The following is a 16,868-nucleotide window of genomic DNA, read 5'->3' on the forward strand; positions in this document are numbered from 1 at the left end:
AGGACACTCTATACGGAGTCAAAAAGGAAGACAGTAGGCGAACGACCTGGAAAGGCCGGCCGAAGAAGGTGACAGCCCTGTAGCTGAAACTGTTTTCCCTCCAGAGTGGATCCTGAGTACGGCGGGACACGTGAAACCCCGTCGGAATCCGGGAGGACCATCTCCCAAGGCTAAATACTCCCTAGTGACCGATAGTGAACCAGTACCGTGAGGGAAAGGTGAAAAGCACCCCGGAAGGGGAGTGAAATAGATCCTGAAACCGTATGCCTACAAGTAGTCAGAGCCCGTTAATGGGTGATGGCGTGCCTTTTGTAGAATGAACCGGCGAGTTACGATAGCGCGCGAGGTTAAGCTGATGAGGCGGAGCCGTAGCGAAAGCGAGTCTGAATAGGGCGCCATAGTGCGTTGTCGTAGACCCGAAACCAGGTGATCTACCCATGTCCAGGATGAAGGTCAGGTAACACTGACTGGAGGTCCGAACCCACGCACGTTGAAAAGTGCGGGGATGAGGTGTGGGTAGCGGTGAAATGCCAATCGAACCTGGAGATAGCTGGTTCTCCCCGAAATAGCTTTAGGGCTAGCCTCGAGGTTGAGAGTTCCGGAGGTAGAGCACTGATTGGACTAGGGGCCCCCACAGGGTTACCGAATTCAGTTAAACTCCGAATGCCGGCAACTTATACTCGGGAGTCAGACTGCGAGTGATAAGATCCGTAGTCAAGAGGGAAACAGCCCAGACCGCCAGCTAAGGTCCCAAAGTGTATGTTAAGTGGAAAAGGATGTGGCGCTGCCTAGACAGCTAGGATGTTGGCTTAGAAGCAGCCACCATTCAAAGAGTGCGTAATAGCTCACTAGTCGAGTGGCGCCGCGCCGAAAATGTAACGGGGCTAAACATACCACCGAAGCTGCGGATTCCGTAAGGAATGGTAGGGGAGCGTTCCAAACCGCTGTGAAGCTGTACCGTAAGGAGCAGTGGAGCGTTTGGAAGTGAGAATGCCGGTGTGAGTAGCGAAAAGAGGGGTGAGAATCCCCTCCGTCGAAAGCCCAAGGTTTCCTGAGGAAGGCTCGTCCGCTCAGGGTTAGTCTGGACCTAAGCCGAGGCCGAAAGGCGTAGGCGATGGATAACAGGTTGATATTCCTGTACCACCGATCCACCGTTTGAACAATGGGGGGACGCAGGAGGATAGTGACGCATGCGGATGGAAGTGCATGTGTAAGTTTCGAGACCGTCTGATTGGCAAATCCGTCAGGCATCAAAGTCGAGGAACGATGCGGAGTCCCGTAGGGACGAAGGTCACGATTTCACACTGCCAAGAAAAGCCTCTAGTGAGGTGGAAGGTGCCAGTACCGTAAACCGACACAGGTAGGCGGGATGAGAATTCTAAGACGCGCGGGATAACTCTCGTTAAGGAACTCGGCAAAATGGTCCCGTAACTTCGGGAGAAGGGACGCTCTACATTGAGTAGAGCCGCAGTGAATAGGCCCAAACGACTGTTTAGCAAAAACACAGGTCTCTGCTAAATCGCAAGATGACGTATAGGGGCTGACGCCTGCCCGGTGCTGGAAGGTTAAGGGGATGGGTTAGCGCAAGCGAAGCTTTGAACCGAAGCCCCAGTAAACGGCGGCCGTAACTATAACGGTCCTAAGGTAGCGAAATTCCTTGTCGGGTAAGTTCCGACCCGCACGAAAGGCGTAACGATTTGGGCACTGTCTCAACGAGAGACCCGGTGAAATCATAGTACCTGTGAAGATGCAGGTTACCCGCGACAGGACGGAAAGACCCCATGGAGCTTTACTACAGCCTGATATTGAGGCTTTGTGCATGATGTACAGGATAGGCGGGAGACGTCGAGACCGGAGCGCCAGCTTCGGAGGAGTCACCCTTGGGATACCGCCCTTCATGCATAGAGTCTCTAACTCGCAGCCGTCATCCGGCTGGAGGACCGTGTCAGGCGGGTAGTTTGACTGGGGCGGTCGCCTCCTAAACAGTAACGGAGGCGCCCAAAGGTTCCCTCAGAATGGTTGGAAATCATTCGTAGAGCGCAAAGGCAGAAGGGAGCTTGACTGCGAGACCTACAAGTCGAGCAGGGACGAAAGTCGGGCTTAGTGATCCGGTGGTTCCGCATGGAAGGGCCATCGCTCAACGGATAAAAGCTACCCTGGGGATAACAGGCTGATCTCCCCCAAGAGTCCACATCGACGGGGAGGTTTGGCACCTCGATGTCGGCTCATCGCATCCTGGGGCTGGAGTAGGTCCCAAGGGTTGGGCTGTTCGCCCATTAAAGCGGTACGCGAGCTGGGTTCAGAACGTCGTGAGACAGTTCGGTCCCTATCCGTCGTGGGCGCAGGAAATTTGAGGAGAGCTGTCCTTAGTACGAGAGGACCGGGATGGACGCACCGCTGGTGTACCAGTTGTTCCGCCAGGAGCATCGCTGGGTAGCTACGTGCGGACGGGATAAATGCTGAAAGCATCTAAGCATGAAGCCCCCTCCAAGATGAGATTTCCCTTTGAGTAATCAAGAAAGACCCCTCAGAGACGATGAGGTAGATAGGTCACGGGTGGAAGCATGGCGACATGCGGAGCTGAGTGATACTAATCGGTCGAGGCCTTGTTCTAGCAGATGCATTGTTGATGACTTCAGTTTTGAGGGCGCGAGCCCGTCGTCTGGTGACGATAGCCAAGTGGTCACACCCGTTCCCATGCCGAACACGGAAGTTAAGCACTTGAACGCCGAAAGTAGTTGGGGGCTTCCCCCTGTGAGGATAGGACGTTGCCAGGCAAGTGAAGGACCGATCTGCATTTTGCAGGTCGGTCTTTTTGTAGTTTGGATTAAGAAAGGACTGTAAAATATGGAAGGTCGTATGCCAATTATTGAAGCACTTGGTGCTCATGTAGAGAGAAAAGCTACTTCCTGGCATGTTCCGGGGCATAAGAATGGAACATTAGTTGAGGGATTACCTTCTTTTTTTGAATGGGATAAAACGGAGTTGCGTGGTCTGGATGATTTTCATCATCCGGAAGAAGCCATTTATGAAGCCAAGCTTTTATTGCGCCGAATTTATGGGGCATCAGATAGTCATTTTTTGATCAACGGATCGACGGTCGGGAATTGGGCGATGTTGGCTGCTGTCTCACAAAGGGGAGACCGGATATATGTTCAGCGTAATTCACATAAATCGGTCTTTAATGCGATGGAATGGTTGGGCTTATCACCAATTTTACTCGAACCAGAAAGGGATCCGGTAACGGGTATCAGTGGGAATGTTTCACGTGAAACATTAAAGGAGTCCTTAACTGTTTTTCCTGGAGGTACAGCCGTATTTTTAACATCACCGACTTATTATGGTGAAACTGCTCGAATCGAAGAGTTGGTTCGGATCACAAAATCATCCAATATACCGTTACTGATTGATGAAGCCCATGGCGCTCATTTCGGTGAAGCGTTTGGTGTCCGTTCGGCATTTGAACTTGGTGCAACCGCCGTGGTTCAATCAGCACATAAGACATTACCTGCTCTGACAATGGGGGCGTGGATTCATGAACGATTTACGGAGGATGAACGAAGACGATTGATGCGGGCCCTTCAGGCATTTCAAACATCTAGTCCGTCTTATCTGTTGATGGCTTCACTGGACTTTGCCCGTGATTATCGCGAACGTTGGACGGTTTCATACATGAAATCTGTTCGGACTAGTCACGAATTCCTTCATCAGCAAATCAACCAACGGACAGGTATGACGGCATTTACGTTTGATGATTGGTCACGGATGGTGCTTTCCTGTGAACCGTATTCCGGAAGTCAGTTGTTGGAGGCACTAGCAGATCAAGGACTTGATGCTGAATTTGCTCTGGGAGCACACGTCGTGTGCATTTTACCGCTACGAATCATCGAACCATTTGAACGGGATGCCTGGATCCATCAGATCCAATTAACCGTCGAGTTCCTGAAAGCAGAAGGAATTCCAGATAAAAGGTATATGGAACAACCGATTATGGGTAAAATAAAGGTATCGTCCCTGGCTTATCCACTTGACCAATTGGAATACGCCCAGGCAGTCGAGCAGACTTTTGAAAAAGCAGTCGGATTGGTTTCACTTGAAACCATCATCCCCTATCCACCTGGTATACCTTTACTATTGCGGGGAGAACGGATTATAGCAGAACATATTAAAATGATTGAATACTATACAAACACATCGATTCATCTGCAAGGCGGTGAGTTTCTCCAACAGGGGAAATTGCGTGTGATACAGGAAGGAATTATAGAATGACAGGAACATTTATTACGGTCGAAGGACCAGATGGTGCCGGGAAAACGACCCAGTTGCAGTTACTTGCAGATCGTTTAACGGCTGAAGGATATGATATCGTGATGACACGTGAGCCCGGTGGTACACGAATCGGAAATGAGATTCGATCACTGATCTTAAATCCCGACTTTCAAGAGATGGATGAGATGACGGAAATTCTCCTGTATGCGGCGTCTCGGGCACAACATGTCAATGAACTGATTCGCCCCGCTCTTGCTGCCGGAAAAGTCGTTTTATGCGATCGATTCATCGATGCATCGATTGCGTATCAAGGATATGGACTCGGATATTCGATTGAACAGGTTCGTTCCATTAATCAACAGGCCACCAACCATCTCACACCGGATCGCACGTATCTGTTCAACTTGTCAGTCGCAGATTCAAAGCAACGGATGATGGACCGTGGGACACTGGATCGAATCGAACAACGTGATGACGCATTCCGCCAACGGGTGTATGGAGGGTTCCTGACGTTAGCGGAACAGGAACCAGAACGAATTCAGCTGGTTGATGCAACTCAATCGATTGAAGCATTACAAACGACATTATGTCAGGATGCTCTGGCGTATTTAAAAAAAAGGGAGAGATTATCATGAAAATGGTCATTACGATTGTTCAAGATAAAGATAGCCTACGTTTAGCAGAAGCATTGGTCGAACACGATTTTCGGGCAACGAAACTTGCGACGACAGGCGGTTTTCTCAAAGAAGGAAATACGACGTTCATGATTGGTGTCCAAAGCGAACGATTGGATGATTTAATGCGTTTGATTAAAAAGAATTGTTCGAGCCGGGAACAAATGGTCTCACCTATTTCACCGATGGGCGGTCATGCCGATTCATACATCCCATACCCAGTCGAAGTACAGGTAGGCGGGGCGACAGTATTCGTCTTACCAATCGAAGGGTTTTATCAATTCTAATGCAGACATTTCATGAACTAGAACAAACTCAATCGGTCATCGCGACGATTTTGCGTAACTCGTTACAGACGAATCGTATTAACCACGCTTATATCTTTACGGGGGACTATGAGCCGCTTCTTTTAGAGGCGGCTCAGTTGTTCGCCAAGAGCCTGTTTTGCGAACGGCGTAATCAAATTGAACCATGTCAAACTTGCCGGAGTTGCCGCCGTATGGATAGCGGCAACCTGGTCGACTACTATCAAATCGAACCGGACGGAGCCACCATTAAGAAAGAACAGATTCAGCAGTTGATGCATGATCTATCGTTACGGGGTCTTGAAGGCGACCGGCAAATCTATGTCGTGACACAGTCGCATAAAATGACACCCCAGGCAGCCAACAGTCTGTTGAAGTTCTTTGAAGAGCCGGGTGCCGGAAAAGTAGCGATTTTAATTACGAATCAGCCGCAGTTATTGTTGCCGACGATTCGTTCACGGGGGCAATTATTAAGTTTTCGTCCGGCAGATCGTTTGTTAATCGGACAAGTCTTATCCGAAAAAACGGGACGGGATAACGAATTAACGCAACTGGCTGCCCGGGTCTATCCGAAAATAGAGGATGCGGAACAGGCATTAGTCGAAGACTGGTTTGTAAATGCGCGAGTGTCAGTGGTACAATTGATGGAGGAATTAGCGAATCGTCCGGCGGATTTACCGTTGTTTGTCCAGGAAAAATGGATGAGTCAATTTAAAAATCGGCAAGATGCACGAATTGGTCTGGAACTCGTGACCTGTTTCTTTGAAGATGTTCTTCATCTCAAATTGAATCCGTCATGGGAAACGATCACATATGCAAACAGCCGGCCATTACTGGAACAAATGGGTGGAAAAAGTCAGACGACGATCACGCGGTGGTTGCAGGCAGTACTCGCAGCCGTTAAGCGGATCGAAGCAAATGTTAATCCTCAATTAACAGTTGAGCGTCTCATGTTTGACTTACAGAAGGGGTAGAGCGATATGCTAGAAGTAGTAGGCGTTCGCTTTAAAGAAGCGGGCAAAATTTATTATTTTGCACCTGGACAAGAGTCATTATCACGAGGACAGTCCGTCATCGTTGAGACAGTACGGGGCATTGAATATGGCGAAGTGGTCATTGCCGATAAACAAATGGACGAAGAAGATGTGGTCTTGCCACTAAAATCCATTCTTCGGGTCGCAGATGATAAAGATGCGATGATCGTCCGTGAAAATAAAATGGCAGCGCTTGATGCGCATGCTGTTTGTGTGGAAAAAATTCGTGAGCACAAACTCGATATGAAATTAGTCGATGTCGAATATACATTTGATCGCAATAAAGTCATTTTCTACTTCACGGCAGAAGGTCGTGTCGATTTCCGGGAACTCGTCAAAGATTTGGCAGCTGTTTTCCGGACACGCATTGAGTTACGACAAATCGGTGTTCGTGATGAAGCGAAGTTACTCGGGGGAATCGGTCCGTGTGGTCGTGTTCTTTGTTGCTCTTCGTTTTTAGGTGAATTTGAACCGGTCTCAATCAAGATGGCGAAAGATCAAAATCTGTCCTTGAATCCGACGAAGATTTCTGGTGTCTGCGGTCGTTTGATGTGTTGTTTAAAATATGAAAATGACACATACGAAGAAATGCGACGGGATTTACCGGATTACGGAAAACGATTGACTGTTCCGGAAGGTGAAGGACGCGTGGTGGGTCTGAACATTCTCGATCAAATCGTCCAAATTGAGTTGAAAGACCGTTCGCGGGTTCTGACATACTCGATGGAGGAACTACTGTCTGTCGGTGCCGTAAAACAAAAACGACCAAAAGAATGACGGGGTGCATACGCGTGGAGAGAGTCGATAAAAAAGAAATCATTACGCGTGTTGATGCGATCGAGCAACAGATTCACTTGCTGACTGAGCATCTGAGCGTTTTGAAAGATCAGCTTGCTTACATGATGGAGGAGAATCAACATCTGTATCTTGAGAATCATCACCTCCGTGAGAAGGTAGAGCGCGATGAGCAACAACCGATTACAGAAGAAGCGCAGGCGGAAGCCGGTACAGGTGCTGGCTATGATAATCTAGGACGACTATATCAAGAAGGATTCCATATTTGTAACCTGCATTATGGTCAAGTCCGTAAAGACGGAGATTGTCTGTTCTGCTTGTCCATGTTAACGAAACATTGAGAGGCTGACTTCCTAGGAGTCAGTCTTTTTTTCAGAAAGGAAGAACGATATGCCTGAACTATTATCAGATGAGCGACTGGATCATCTGCTTGGAAAAGAAGGACGAATCATTCAAAGCCCCACCGTATTTTCCTACTCCTTGGATGCCGCCTTACTGGCGCAGTTCGCCTGGGTACCGATCCAACAAGGGAAGTTGGTCGATTTATGTGCCGGTAATGGAGCGATTCCATTATTTTTGTCTTATCGGACGAAAGGGATGATCACAGGGCTTGAAATTCAACCCCGTCTTGTCGATATGGCCGAGCGCAGTATTCAACTGAATGAAAAACAGGACCAACTGCAGATGATCGAAGGTGACGTCAAGGAAGCCGGGAAACGACTGGGGTATGGTCTGTATGATGCCGTCACGTGTAATCCCCCTTACTTCCTGGCAAATGAGTCATCGAACCGGAACATAAGTGAACATTATACAATCGCCCGGCATGAAGTATTATGTACACTTGAAGATTGTATCCGGTCAGCGGCAGATCTTTTGAAACAAGGCGGAAAAACAGCATTCGTCCATCGACCGGAGCGTCTTCTCGATATCGTCACCTTGATGCGTCAGTACCGGCTTGAACCGAAGCGGATGCAACTCGTTTACCCAAAAGAAGGAAAAGAAGCCAACATGCTGTTGATTGAAGGGATCAAAGATGCCAAACCGGGTCTGAAAGTATTGCCTCCCTTCATCGTATACGAACCGGACGATACGTACACATTGCAGATGCGGACTCAGTTTGATGTCTGAACATGCCATCTACATCGTCCGTTGCCGGGACGGCAGTCTCTACACAGGATATGCAGTTGATGTCGAAAAGCGGATTGCGATACACAACAATGGACAAGGTGCAAAGTATACCCGGGCCCGGTTGCCGGTCGTACTCGAATATACAGAAACATTTTCGACAAAGTCGGAAGCCTTAAAGCGTGAGTATGCCATTAAACAATTGACACGTCTTAAAAAAGAACGACTTATTCAAGGAGGGAGGTCATCTCATGAAAGCAACCAGTAGTTTTAAAGGACAAACAACCGGTTTGTACATCGTACCGACACCAATCGGTAATCTCGAAGACATGACTTATCGCGCGGTTCGTATCTTACAAGAGTCCGATCTCGTCGCGGCTGAGGATACACGGCAAACGATGAAATTATTTAATCATTTTAAAATCGACACGAAACTCGTCAGCTATCATGAACATAACAAACAGGTCAGCGGGGCACGGCTGTTGGGCGACCTGCATGCGGGAAAACAGGTTGCTCTGGTATCGGATGCCGGGATGCCGGGAATCTCAGATCCGGGCGGTGATTTGATTCGGGAAGCGATTGCCGAGGACATTCCGGTCGTCGTCTTACCGGGAGCTAATGCCGCGTTAACGGCACTCGTCGCCTCAGGTCTTGCGACAGAACGATTTTTATACTATGGTTTTTTACCGCGTAAGAAAAAAGAGCGTCGTGAGGCGCTTGAGACCGTCCGTTATGAAAGAGGCAGCCTCATCTTCTACGAAGCACCGCATCGCCTTAAAGAGATGTTAGGCGCCTTACGGGATGTACTTGGGGATCGTCAACTGACGTTAGCCCGCGAACTGACAAAACGGTATGAAGAGTATATACGGGGTTCTGTGACAGAAGCTCTTGAATGGGCCGGAGAAGAAGTCCGGGGAGAGTTCGTTGTCATCGTCGAAGGTTCGACGGAGGAGCGGCCGGCGGAAGAGGAACAGGAAGCGGATCCGTTGCAACAAATTGAGCGGTATATCGAACAAGGTGAAAAGCCGAATGCTGCCTTAAAACGTGTGGCGAAGGAACGGGGACTCGATCGTCAGGAATTGTATTTGCGTTATCATGAATCCTAAAAAAAGAAGCGACTCCATTTGGAATCGCTTCTTTTTACTTATTCGTTTCCAGCGTAATGACGGTCGAGGAAATCTTTTAACTCAACGAGGACACGTTGTGCGCCATCTGGAGAGAGAATCAATTTACCATCTGCTAATTTGAAGTTATCGTCTGATACTTCGCCTGTTACTTGGCAAGTCATGTTTGGTTTGTATTTTTTAAGGATGATTTGCTCGTTGTCGACATAAATCTCAAGAGCATCCTTCTCTGCAATTTGAAGAGTACGACGAAGTTCGATTGGAATAACGACCCGTCCGAGTTCATCTACTTTACGTACAATACCTGTTGATTTCATTTTGTTGTTCCTCCTCTGATGTCTAGGTTCTCTTTATTTTTGGAAAATCGTCAAAATTCGACATCACTTCTATAGAATGTAGAATACTAAACTTTCCAAAAGTAGTCAACCAATCTGAATAGCTTGAAATCAAAATGTCATTTTTTTCTCAAAAAAGCCACAAATGAAACGATTTACTAATAGATTTTCCCTTTTTAAAGGAAATCAAACTATTTAGTGTGTTTTTTTGGTATTCGATGTCTGATGTCAAAAAATGTTTGGATTCGACAAAAAACGAGTTTCGACACAGACGGCAGAACAGCGTATAATAATGAAATGAAATACAGAACGGAGGAATATCATGGCAAAAACATTTTATATCACTACACCGATTTACTATCCTAGCGCTAAGCTACATATCGGTCACGCCTATACGACAGTCGCAGGGGACGCGATGGCGCGTTACAAACGACTTCAGGGATTTGATGTCCGTTACTTAACCGGAACGGATGAGCACGGACAAAAAATTCAAGAAAAAGCGAAGGAAGCCGGCGTTTCCGAGCAGGAGTTCGTCGATGGTGTCGTTGAACAAATCAAAGTCTTATGGGACCGTCTTGATATTTCCTATGATGATTATATCCGGACGACAGAACCACGTCATAAAGAAGTCGTTGAACGCGTTTTCGAGACATTACTCGAAAAAGGTGATATTTATCTTGGAGAATACGAAGGCTGGTATTCTGTTCCGGATGAGACGTATTATACGGAATCACAGCTCGTCGACGGTAAAAGTCCGGACAGCGGTCATCCGGTCGAACTCGTCCGGGAAGAGTGTTACTTCTTCCGAATCAGTCAATATGCGGATCGTTTAGTAGAGTATTATGAAGCAAATCCATCGTTCATTTTACCGGAATCACGGAAACATGAGATGATTAATAACTTCATCAAACCGGGTTTACAAGATCTTGCTGTTTCCCGGACGACATTCGATTGGGGTGTCAAAGTCCCGTCCAATCCGAAACACGTCGTGTACGTATGGGTTGATGCGTTAACGAACTACATCTCGTCACTTGGATACGGAACAGACGACCAAGGAAACTTTGATAAGTACTGGCCGGCTGATGTCCACCTCGTCGGAAAAGAAATCGTTCGTTTCCACACAATCGTCTGGCCTGCTCTCTTGATGGCACTCGACTTACCACTTCCAAAACAAGTGTTTGCACATGGTTGGTTGTTGATGAAAGACGGCAAGATGTCGAAATCAAAAGGAAATGTCGTTGATCCGGTTCCGATGATTGATCGGTACGGACTCGATGCGTTACGTTATTACCTGCTTCGGGAAGTACCGTTCGGTTCAGACGGGATGTTCACACCGGAAGCATTCGTCGAACGGATGAACTTTGATTTAGCGAATGACCTGGGGAACTTACTCAACCGGACGATTGCGATGATCACGAAGTATTTCGACGGCGTCATTCCGACGTATGCCGGAAACGTGACACCGTTTGACGAAACGTTGTCGACACTGGCCAAAGAAACGGTCGAGAAGGTCGAAGCTTCGATGGAACACATGGAGTTCTCGGTTGCTTTATCGCACATTTGGCAATTGATCAGCCGTGCCAATAAATACATCGATGAGACACAACCGTGGGTACTCGCAAAAGATGAAACGAAAACAAAAGAACTCGCTTCATCGATGGTCCACCTGGTTGGTGCGTTGCGCCACGTCGCAATCATGTTACAACCGTTTATGACACGTTCGCCAAAAGAAATCTTCCGTCAACTCGGTCTTGAAGGACAACCGATGGACTGGACAGCACTTGAACAGTTCGCAACTGTTGAAGAGGGGACGAAGGTCGGTACGGCAGAACCAATCTTCCCGCGTCGCGATATGAAAGAAGAGGTCGAAGCCATCGTTGAGATGATGAAACAAGCTTCTGCTGCGCGCGTCGAAGAAGAGACGGAAGTCGAAGAGGCAGACACGGATGTTCGTCCGGAAACGACGATTGATGTGTTTGACCAAATCGAGTTACGCGTCGGAGAAGTCGTTACAGCTGAAAAAATCAAAAAAGCAAAAAAATTGCTGAAGCTGACGGTCGACATGGGGAAAGAAACACGACAAATCGTTTCAGGAATCGCTGAATGGTATGAGCCGGAAGATTTAGTCGGTCGGAAAGTCATCGTCGTCGCCAATTTAAAACCGGTCACATTACGGGGAGAATTGTCGCAAGGAATGGTGCTCGCTGCCGAGAAATCAGGTAAACTTGAATTAGCTACCGTACCATCAACGATGGCGAACGGGGCAAGCGTAAAATAATCCAGATGCCTGTGGACTCGATGTCACAGGCATTTTTTTGAAAGAAGGAGTCGAATAGTATGTTGATTGACACACACACACATTTAAACTCGGATCAGTTTGACGGAGATGTCGATGAGACGATTGAGCGGGCACGCGCAAACGGTGTATCTCCGATGATCGTCGTTGGTTTTGATCATAAGACGATTGACCGGGCAATGGAACTCGTTGAACAGTATGATGATCTCTACGCCGTCATCGGATGGCATCCGGTCGATTCGATTGATTTCGACGATGCTGCCTATGAAAAGGTGGAACGTTTAATGGACCATCCGAAAGTCGTTGCCCTTGGAGAAATCGGACTGGATTACCACTGGGATACTTCTCCGAAGGATATTCAGGACGCAGCGTTTCGAAAGCAGATTCGCTTGGCGAAACAAAAAAATAAACCGATCGTCATCCATAACCGGGAGGCGACAGAAGATACGCTCCGCATCTTGGAAGAAGAAAACGCAAAAGAAGTCGGTGGCATTTTACACAGCTATAGCATGAGTGCAGAACTGTTACCACGTTGCCTGGCAATGAATTTCTACATTTCCCTCGGAGGACCGGTGACGTTCAAAAATGCGAAGATGCCTAAACGCGTCGCACAAGAAGTGCCGCTTGACCGGTTATTGGTCGAGACCGACTGTCCGTATCTGACACCAACGCCATATCGCGGAAAACGAAATGAACCGGCGTATGTCCGATTCGTTGCGGAAGAAATCGCACAGTTGCGCGGGATGATGTACGCTGATGTCGAACAGGCGACGACTGAGAACGCGAAACGCGTCTTCCGCCTTCCATGATTCGATCGATTACGTATATGACAATCGGCTGTACCCTATTGTTGGTTGCGAGCCTGCTTTATGTAATGATGGACCATCCGCGTGATGTCACGATCATGGTGGATGGTCGACAAACAAAAGTCGAGACGCTTGAGACATCCGTTTTCGGTGTCTTGCAGGAAGCCGGTATTTCAGTTCGACCACAAGATGTCATCGAACCGGCACTGAGTGCTGATCTTCCGAAAAACGATTTGATCGTCATTCAACCGGCCAAAGAAATTACACTAATCATGGGGTATGGTGAAGCGCGGACGATCCGGACGCAAGCCCGCCGCGTCGACGATCTGTTAAAAGAACAGGGAATCAGTCAAATGTTAGAGACAGATGACGTGTATCCTTCAAAAGAAGCCGTTTTGACAAGCGGAATGACCGTCCGGTACCGGGAGGCATTCCCGGTCGAGCTGATTGTCGAAGGAAAAGCCCGCGAAGTCTATACGTACCAAACGACGGTGCGGGAACTGCTGTCGATGCAGGGGGTTAAGCTCCAGACGGAAGATAAGGTCATGCCTGGTCTAGAGACAGTCGTCGCAAAGGATATGCTGGTCACGGTCAATACGACGCGTCGTGCCGTGCTGACGGAACAACAGCTGTTACCATTTGAAGTCGAGACCATCGAAGACGACACGTTGCCGGCGGGTGAACAGTTGGTGACGAAATCCGGCCGGCCGGGCATCCGGACACAAAAATATCAATTGACCCTCGCGGACGGTTTAAGCAAGGAAAAGAAACTGATTGCTAATGAAGTTACGAGTGAACCGGTCAAACAAGTCGTCAAGGTCGGAACAAAACCGGTCGAACCGGTTGAGGCCGTGACGACACCGACACCAACACCGGCGTTTGATACGGAAAAAGCGACGGTACCGTTAGCAGAAGTGCCTAAAGCGGCAGCCGATTTGGATTTTAGCAAAGCGAAAACGCTGATGGTCGAAGCAACAGCTTATACGAATAATCCCGCTTCCAATGGCAGCCAGCTGTATGACGGACGGGCTTTGACAGCAACCGGCTATGATGTAACGGATACGATCACGTATCAAGGACTGCCGATTATCGCCGTTGATCCGAAAGTCATTCCGCTCGGAACCAAGGTGTACGTCGAAGGGGTCGGACTGGCGATCGCCCTCGACACAGGCGGTGCCATCAAAGGCAATAAAATCGATGTACTCGTTGAAGGGGAGTCGACCGCCAAACAGTTTGGCCGGAAGACGATCCAAGTCTGGGTCATCCCGAACGATACGACGGAAGCGGGTACTTGACGCTTCCTTGTTTTTTTTGCGGAAACAGGTACAATTACGGAAGTGTTTGAAAAAGGTGGAGAAGATATGATGCGGAAACGCTTAAAAGAAGTCATCGTCGTTGAAGGACGCGATGATACGACACGCTTACAGGAAGTATTCGATGTCGATACAATTGAAACAAACGGTTCGGCCGTCAACGAACAGACATTACAACGCATTGCCAAAGCGCTTGAACGCCGTGGTGTCATCGTGTTTACCGATCCCGACTTCCCGGGTGACCGGATTCGGGCACGGATCAATGAACGGGTACCGGGATGTAAACAAGCCTACCTGCCACGGGCAGACGCAAAAGATAAACGCGGGAAAATCGGTGTCGAACATGCATCACCGGAAGCAATCGAACGGGCACTTGGTGCGGTATATGAGACAGAAGAGCAGCATGATGCCGAAGTGACACGGGATATGATTCTCGCCGCCGATCTGATCGGGGGACCGGCAGCCTCGAAACGTCGGAAACGGTTGGGGCAAGTGCTTGCCATTGGTGAACCGAATGCCAAACAACTCGTCAAACGTGTCGCGTCGATCCGAATCACGAAACAGGAATGGGAAGACGCTTTGAAACAGATAGAGGAGGAACAGGATTGAAAGACATCGCTACATTGCACCGGACGAAGGAAATCTTGGCCAAACACGGATTTTCATTTAAAAAGTCCTTGGGACAAAACTTTTTAATCGATTTAAATGTACTCGGAAACATCGTCGGTGCCGCTAATCTGACACCGGAAAGCGGTGTGCTTGAGATTGGTCCCGGTATCGGCTCATTAACGGAACAATCAGCAAAACAGGCGAAAAAAGTTGTGGCGCTCGAAATCGATCAACGGCTCTTACCGATTCTTGAAGACTCACTTGCTCCGTACCCCCACGTGAAAGTCATTCATGGGGATGCACTGGAACTGGATCTTGAAACGATCGTTGACGAAGAATTCACGCAACAAGGGATTACGGATCTCGCCGTCGTGGCGAACCTTCCTTACTACGTGACAACACCAATCATTATGCGTATTTTAGAAGCCCGTACTCCGTTCCGGACACTCATCATGATGATTCAAAAAGAAGTGGCGGAACGAATCGGGGCAAAACCGGGAACGAAGGCGTACGGTTCATTGTCGATCGCCATTCAGTATTATGCGGAGGCAGAAGTCTGTTTCACGGTACCGAAACACGTCTTCATTCCGGCACCGAACGTCGATTCAGCAGTCATCCGTTTAAATATTCGCAAGGAGCCGGCAGTCAAGACGCTGGATGAGAAACTCTTCTTCGAAGTGACACGTGCCAGTTTCGCCCAACGCCGGAAAACGATTTTGAATAACTTATCCAGCCATTTCGGTAAAGCGGAAAAAGAGGCGGTCGAAGCGGCCTTACATGAAGCGGGTATTGATCCACGCCGCCGTGGCGAGACGCTCAGCCTGCAGGAATTTGCACAGCTGGCCGATGCACTTTTGCCGATTAAAAAACGTTGACGGTAGACAAAAGAACGGATATAATATTTCCCCTTTCTAATATTTAGTTCATATGCTATAATAAATATTAGTGAGGTGAAGCGTATGCCAAAGACGTTGAACGAAATCAGACATGTATTTGAAACACATGTAGGTGAAAGACTGACGCTAAAAGCAAGCGGCGGTCGTAAAAAGGTCGTAACCCGAATCGGAACGCTCGTTGAGACGTATCCATCGGTGTTTGTAGTCAAGCTAGACGCAGAGCGCCATAATGTCGAGCGAGTTTCTTATAGCTACGCCGACGTGTTAACCGACTCCGTACAAATCGAATTCGCGAATTCGTAAACTTACCTTCCGAAGCGGACAGAAATGTTCGCTTCTTTTTTTGTGCAAAGGTTGATACAATTCGTACAGGAAACGTACTAGAGGAGGAACGGCAGGATGACGATTATTGTAAAAGCTCCAGCGAAAATCAATTTAGTATTGGATGCGACGGCGAAACGTCCGGATGGTTATCATGATGTACATATGGTAATGACGACGGTGGATTTGGCAGATCGTCTCGAGTTGACGGAACTAGCGTCCGGCGAGATTCGGATGAATGCCCAACATGCATATGTGCCGAATGATGAACGCAACTTAGCGTATAAAGCAGCAGCAGTTTTAAAGGAACGGTTCGACATCAAGAGCGGGGTTGAAATCTACTTAGAAAAACAAATCCCGGTCGCAGCAGGTCTTGCGGGCGGCTCGAGTGACGCGGCAGCCACGTTGCGCGGGCTGAACGAATTGTGGAAGCTCGATTTGACACTTGAACAGTTGGCGGAAATCGGAGCAGAAGTGGGATCGGATGTCCCGTTTTGTGTCATGGGCGGAACCGCGATTGCAACGGGACGCGGAGAGAAGCTCGAGAAACTAGTATCCCCTCCACCTTGTTGGGTCGTACTGGCGAAACCGACGATCGGTGTCTCAACAGCCGATGTTTACGGAGCACTGGATTTAGAAACAGCGGAACGTCCGGATGTCGAAGCGATGATTGATGCGGTCAAGAACCAAGATTTCACGGCAATTTGTGATGCCCTTGGCAATGTCCTTGAATCAGTGACGTTACCGATGCATCCGGAGGTCGAACAAATCAAGGCTTTCATGACGAGTTGCGGGGCGGAAGGTGTCCTGATGAGCGGTAGCGGTCCGACTGTATTTGCCTTGACGGAACATGAAAACCGGGCTCAACGTCTCTATAACGGATTACGAGGATTTTGTAATGAAGTCTACGTCGTTCGTCTTTTAGGGGAAAACCATTGATAGTTTCCGTATGAAAATGATATATTC

17 protein-coding genes and 2 rRNA genes (1 of these 19 running past the window's edge) are annotated in these 16,868 nt (G+C 48.3%); 18 read left to right on the forward strand and 1 reads right to left on the reverse strand.

Translation table 11 applies throughout. The annotated features are described in order from the left end of the window. From AC3IRK_RS00225 to rsmI, 11 genes are all read left to right on the forward strand, one after another. Window positions 1-2,614: ribosomal RNA gene (locus AC3IRK_RS00225) — 23S ribosomal RNA — on the forward strand (it extends 302 nt beyond the left edge of the window). Between the two features lie 47 nt (window positions 2,615-2,661). Further along, window positions 2,662-2,777: ribosomal RNA gene (gene rrf, locus AC3IRK_RS00230) — 5S ribosomal RNA — on the forward strand. Window positions 2,778-2,859: 82 nt separating this feature from the next. After that, on the forward strand, window positions 2,860-4,269 hold the full coding sequence (locus AC3IRK_RS00235) for an aminotransferase class I/II-fold pyridoxal phosphate-dependent enzyme (protein WP_489170235.1): 1,410 nt from the start codon (window positions 2,860-2,862) through the stop codon (window positions 4,267-4,269). Continuing rightward, entirely contained in the window at window positions 4,266-4,904 is a 639-nt protein-coding gene (gene tmk, locus AC3IRK_RS00240; protein WP_131973700.1) for a dTMP kinase, read from the forward strand. The genes AC3IRK_RS00235 and tmk overlap by 4 nt, the downstream gene beginning before the upstream one ends. After that, the gene (locus AC3IRK_RS00245; RefSeq protein ID WP_114597425.1) at window positions 4,901-5,230 is read left to right on the forward strand and encodes a cyclic di-AMP receptor DarA; all 330 of its coding nucleotides are present in this window, start codon (window positions 4,901-4,903) and stop codon (window positions 5,228-5,230) included. Before tmk ends, AC3IRK_RS00245 begins: the two co-directional genes overlap by 4 nt. After that, window positions 5,230-6,222, forward strand: coding sequence for a DNA polymerase III subunit delta' (locus AC3IRK_RS00250; protein ID WP_131504499.1), 993 nt, complete (start codon window positions 5,230-5,232; stop codon window positions 6,220-6,222). The genes AC3IRK_RS00245 and AC3IRK_RS00250 overlap by 1 nt, the downstream gene beginning before the upstream one ends. Window positions 6,223-6,228: 6 nt before the next feature. Next, the gene (locus AC3IRK_RS00255; RefSeq protein ID WP_131504498.1) at window positions 6,229-7,059 is read left to right on the forward strand and encodes a PSP1 domain-containing protein; all 831 of its coding nucleotides are present in this window, start codon (window positions 6,229-6,231) and stop codon (window positions 7,057-7,059) included. After that, a complete protein-coding gene (gene yabA / locus AC3IRK_RS00260) occupies window positions 7,056-7,418 on the forward strand; it encodes a DNA replication initiation control protein YabA (RefSeq protein ID WP_026827008.1) in 363 nt (120 codons plus the stop codon). The genes AC3IRK_RS00255 and yabA overlap by 4 nt, the downstream gene beginning before the upstream one ends. 49 nt (window positions 7,419-7,467) lie before the next feature. Next, complete coding sequence (locus AC3IRK_RS00265; protein ID WP_131973699.1) at window positions 7,468-8,205, forward strand: tRNA1(Val) (adenine(37)-N6)-methyltransferase; 738 nt, start codon at window positions 7,468-7,470, stop codon at window positions 8,203-8,205. Then, the gene (locus AC3IRK_RS00270; RefSeq protein ID WP_131973698.1) at window positions 8,198-8,470 is read left to right on the forward strand and encodes a GIY-YIG nuclease family protein; all 273 of its coding nucleotides are present in this window, start codon (window positions 8,198-8,200) and stop codon (window positions 8,468-8,470) included. Before AC3IRK_RS00265 ends, AC3IRK_RS00270 begins: the two co-directional genes overlap by 8 nt. After that, on the forward strand, window positions 8,454-9,308 hold the full coding sequence (gene rsmI, locus AC3IRK_RS00275; protein WP_489170237.1) for a 16S rRNA (cytidine(1402)-2'-O)-methyltransferase: 855 nt from the start codon (window positions 8,454-8,456) through the stop codon (window positions 9,306-9,308). The genes AC3IRK_RS00270 and rsmI overlap by 17 nt, the downstream gene beginning before the upstream one ends. Window positions 9,309-9,346: 38 nt before the next feature. Here the strand turns inward: rsmI and abrB are convergent, their stop codons facing one another. Next, window positions 9,347-9,643 (reverse strand): transition state genes transcriptional regulator AbrB, encoded by a 297-nt coding sequence (gene abrB, locus AC3IRK_RS00280; RefSeq protein WP_014969089.1) that lies wholly within the window; start codon window positions 9,641-9,643, stop codon window positions 9,347-9,349. Window positions 9,644-9,983: 340 nt separating this feature from the next. On the opposite strand from abrB, the gene metG reads away from it, so the two are divergent. The 7 genes from metG to ispE all read left to right on the forward strand — a co-directional run bounded on the left by metG (window position 9,984) and on the right by ispE (window position 16,841). Next, entirely contained in the window at window positions 9,984-11,939 is a 1,956-nt protein-coding gene (gene metG, locus AC3IRK_RS00285; protein WP_131504494.1) for a methionine--tRNA ligase, read from the forward strand. Between the two features lie 59 nt (window positions 11,940-11,998). After that, on the forward strand, window positions 11,999-12,766 hold the full coding sequence (locus tag AC3IRK_RS00290; protein ID WP_131504493.1) for a TatD family hydrolase: 768 nt from the start codon (window positions 11,999-12,001) through the stop codon (window positions 12,764-12,766). Continuing rightward, the gene (locus tag AC3IRK_RS00295) at window positions 12,763-14,058 is read left to right on the forward strand and encodes a 3D domain-containing protein (protein ID WP_131973695.1); all 1,296 of its coding nucleotides are present in this window, start codon (window positions 12,763-12,765) and stop codon (window positions 14,056-14,058) included. The genes AC3IRK_RS00290 and AC3IRK_RS00295 overlap by 4 nt, the downstream gene beginning before the upstream one ends. A 66-nt stretch (window positions 14,059-14,124) precedes the next feature. Further along, on the forward strand, window positions 14,125-14,685 hold the full coding sequence (gene rnmV, locus AC3IRK_RS00300) for a ribonuclease M5 (protein ID WP_081776591.1): 561 nt from the start codon (window positions 14,125-14,127) through the stop codon (window positions 14,683-14,685). Continuing rightward, window positions 14,682-15,560, forward strand: coding sequence for a 16S rRNA (adenine(1518)-N(6)/adenine(1519)-N(6))-dimethyltransferase RsmA (rsmA, locus tag AC3IRK_RS00305; protein ID WP_026827000.1), 879 nt, complete (start codon window positions 14,682-14,684; stop codon window positions 15,558-15,560). The genes rnmV and rsmA overlap by 4 nt, the downstream gene beginning before the upstream one ends. A gap of 84 nt (window positions 15,561-15,644) precedes the next feature. Continuing rightward, window positions 15,645-15,884: a Veg family protein gene (locus AC3IRK_RS00310; RefSeq protein ID WP_012368950.1), complete on the forward strand. Its 240-nt coding sequence runs from the start codon at window positions 15,645-15,647 to the stop codon at window positions 15,882-15,884. 96 nt (window positions 15,885-15,980) lie between these two features. Beyond that, on the forward strand, window positions 15,981-16,841 hold the full coding sequence (gene ispE, locus AC3IRK_RS00315) for a 4-(cytidine 5'-diphospho)-2-C-methyl-D-erythritol kinase (protein ID WP_114597434.1): 861 nt from the start codon (window positions 15,981-15,983) through the stop codon (window positions 16,839-16,841). Window positions 16,842-16,868: the final 27 nt, after the last annotated feature.

It is taken from the genome of Exiguobacterium sp. GL_137 (assembly GCF_057834585.1).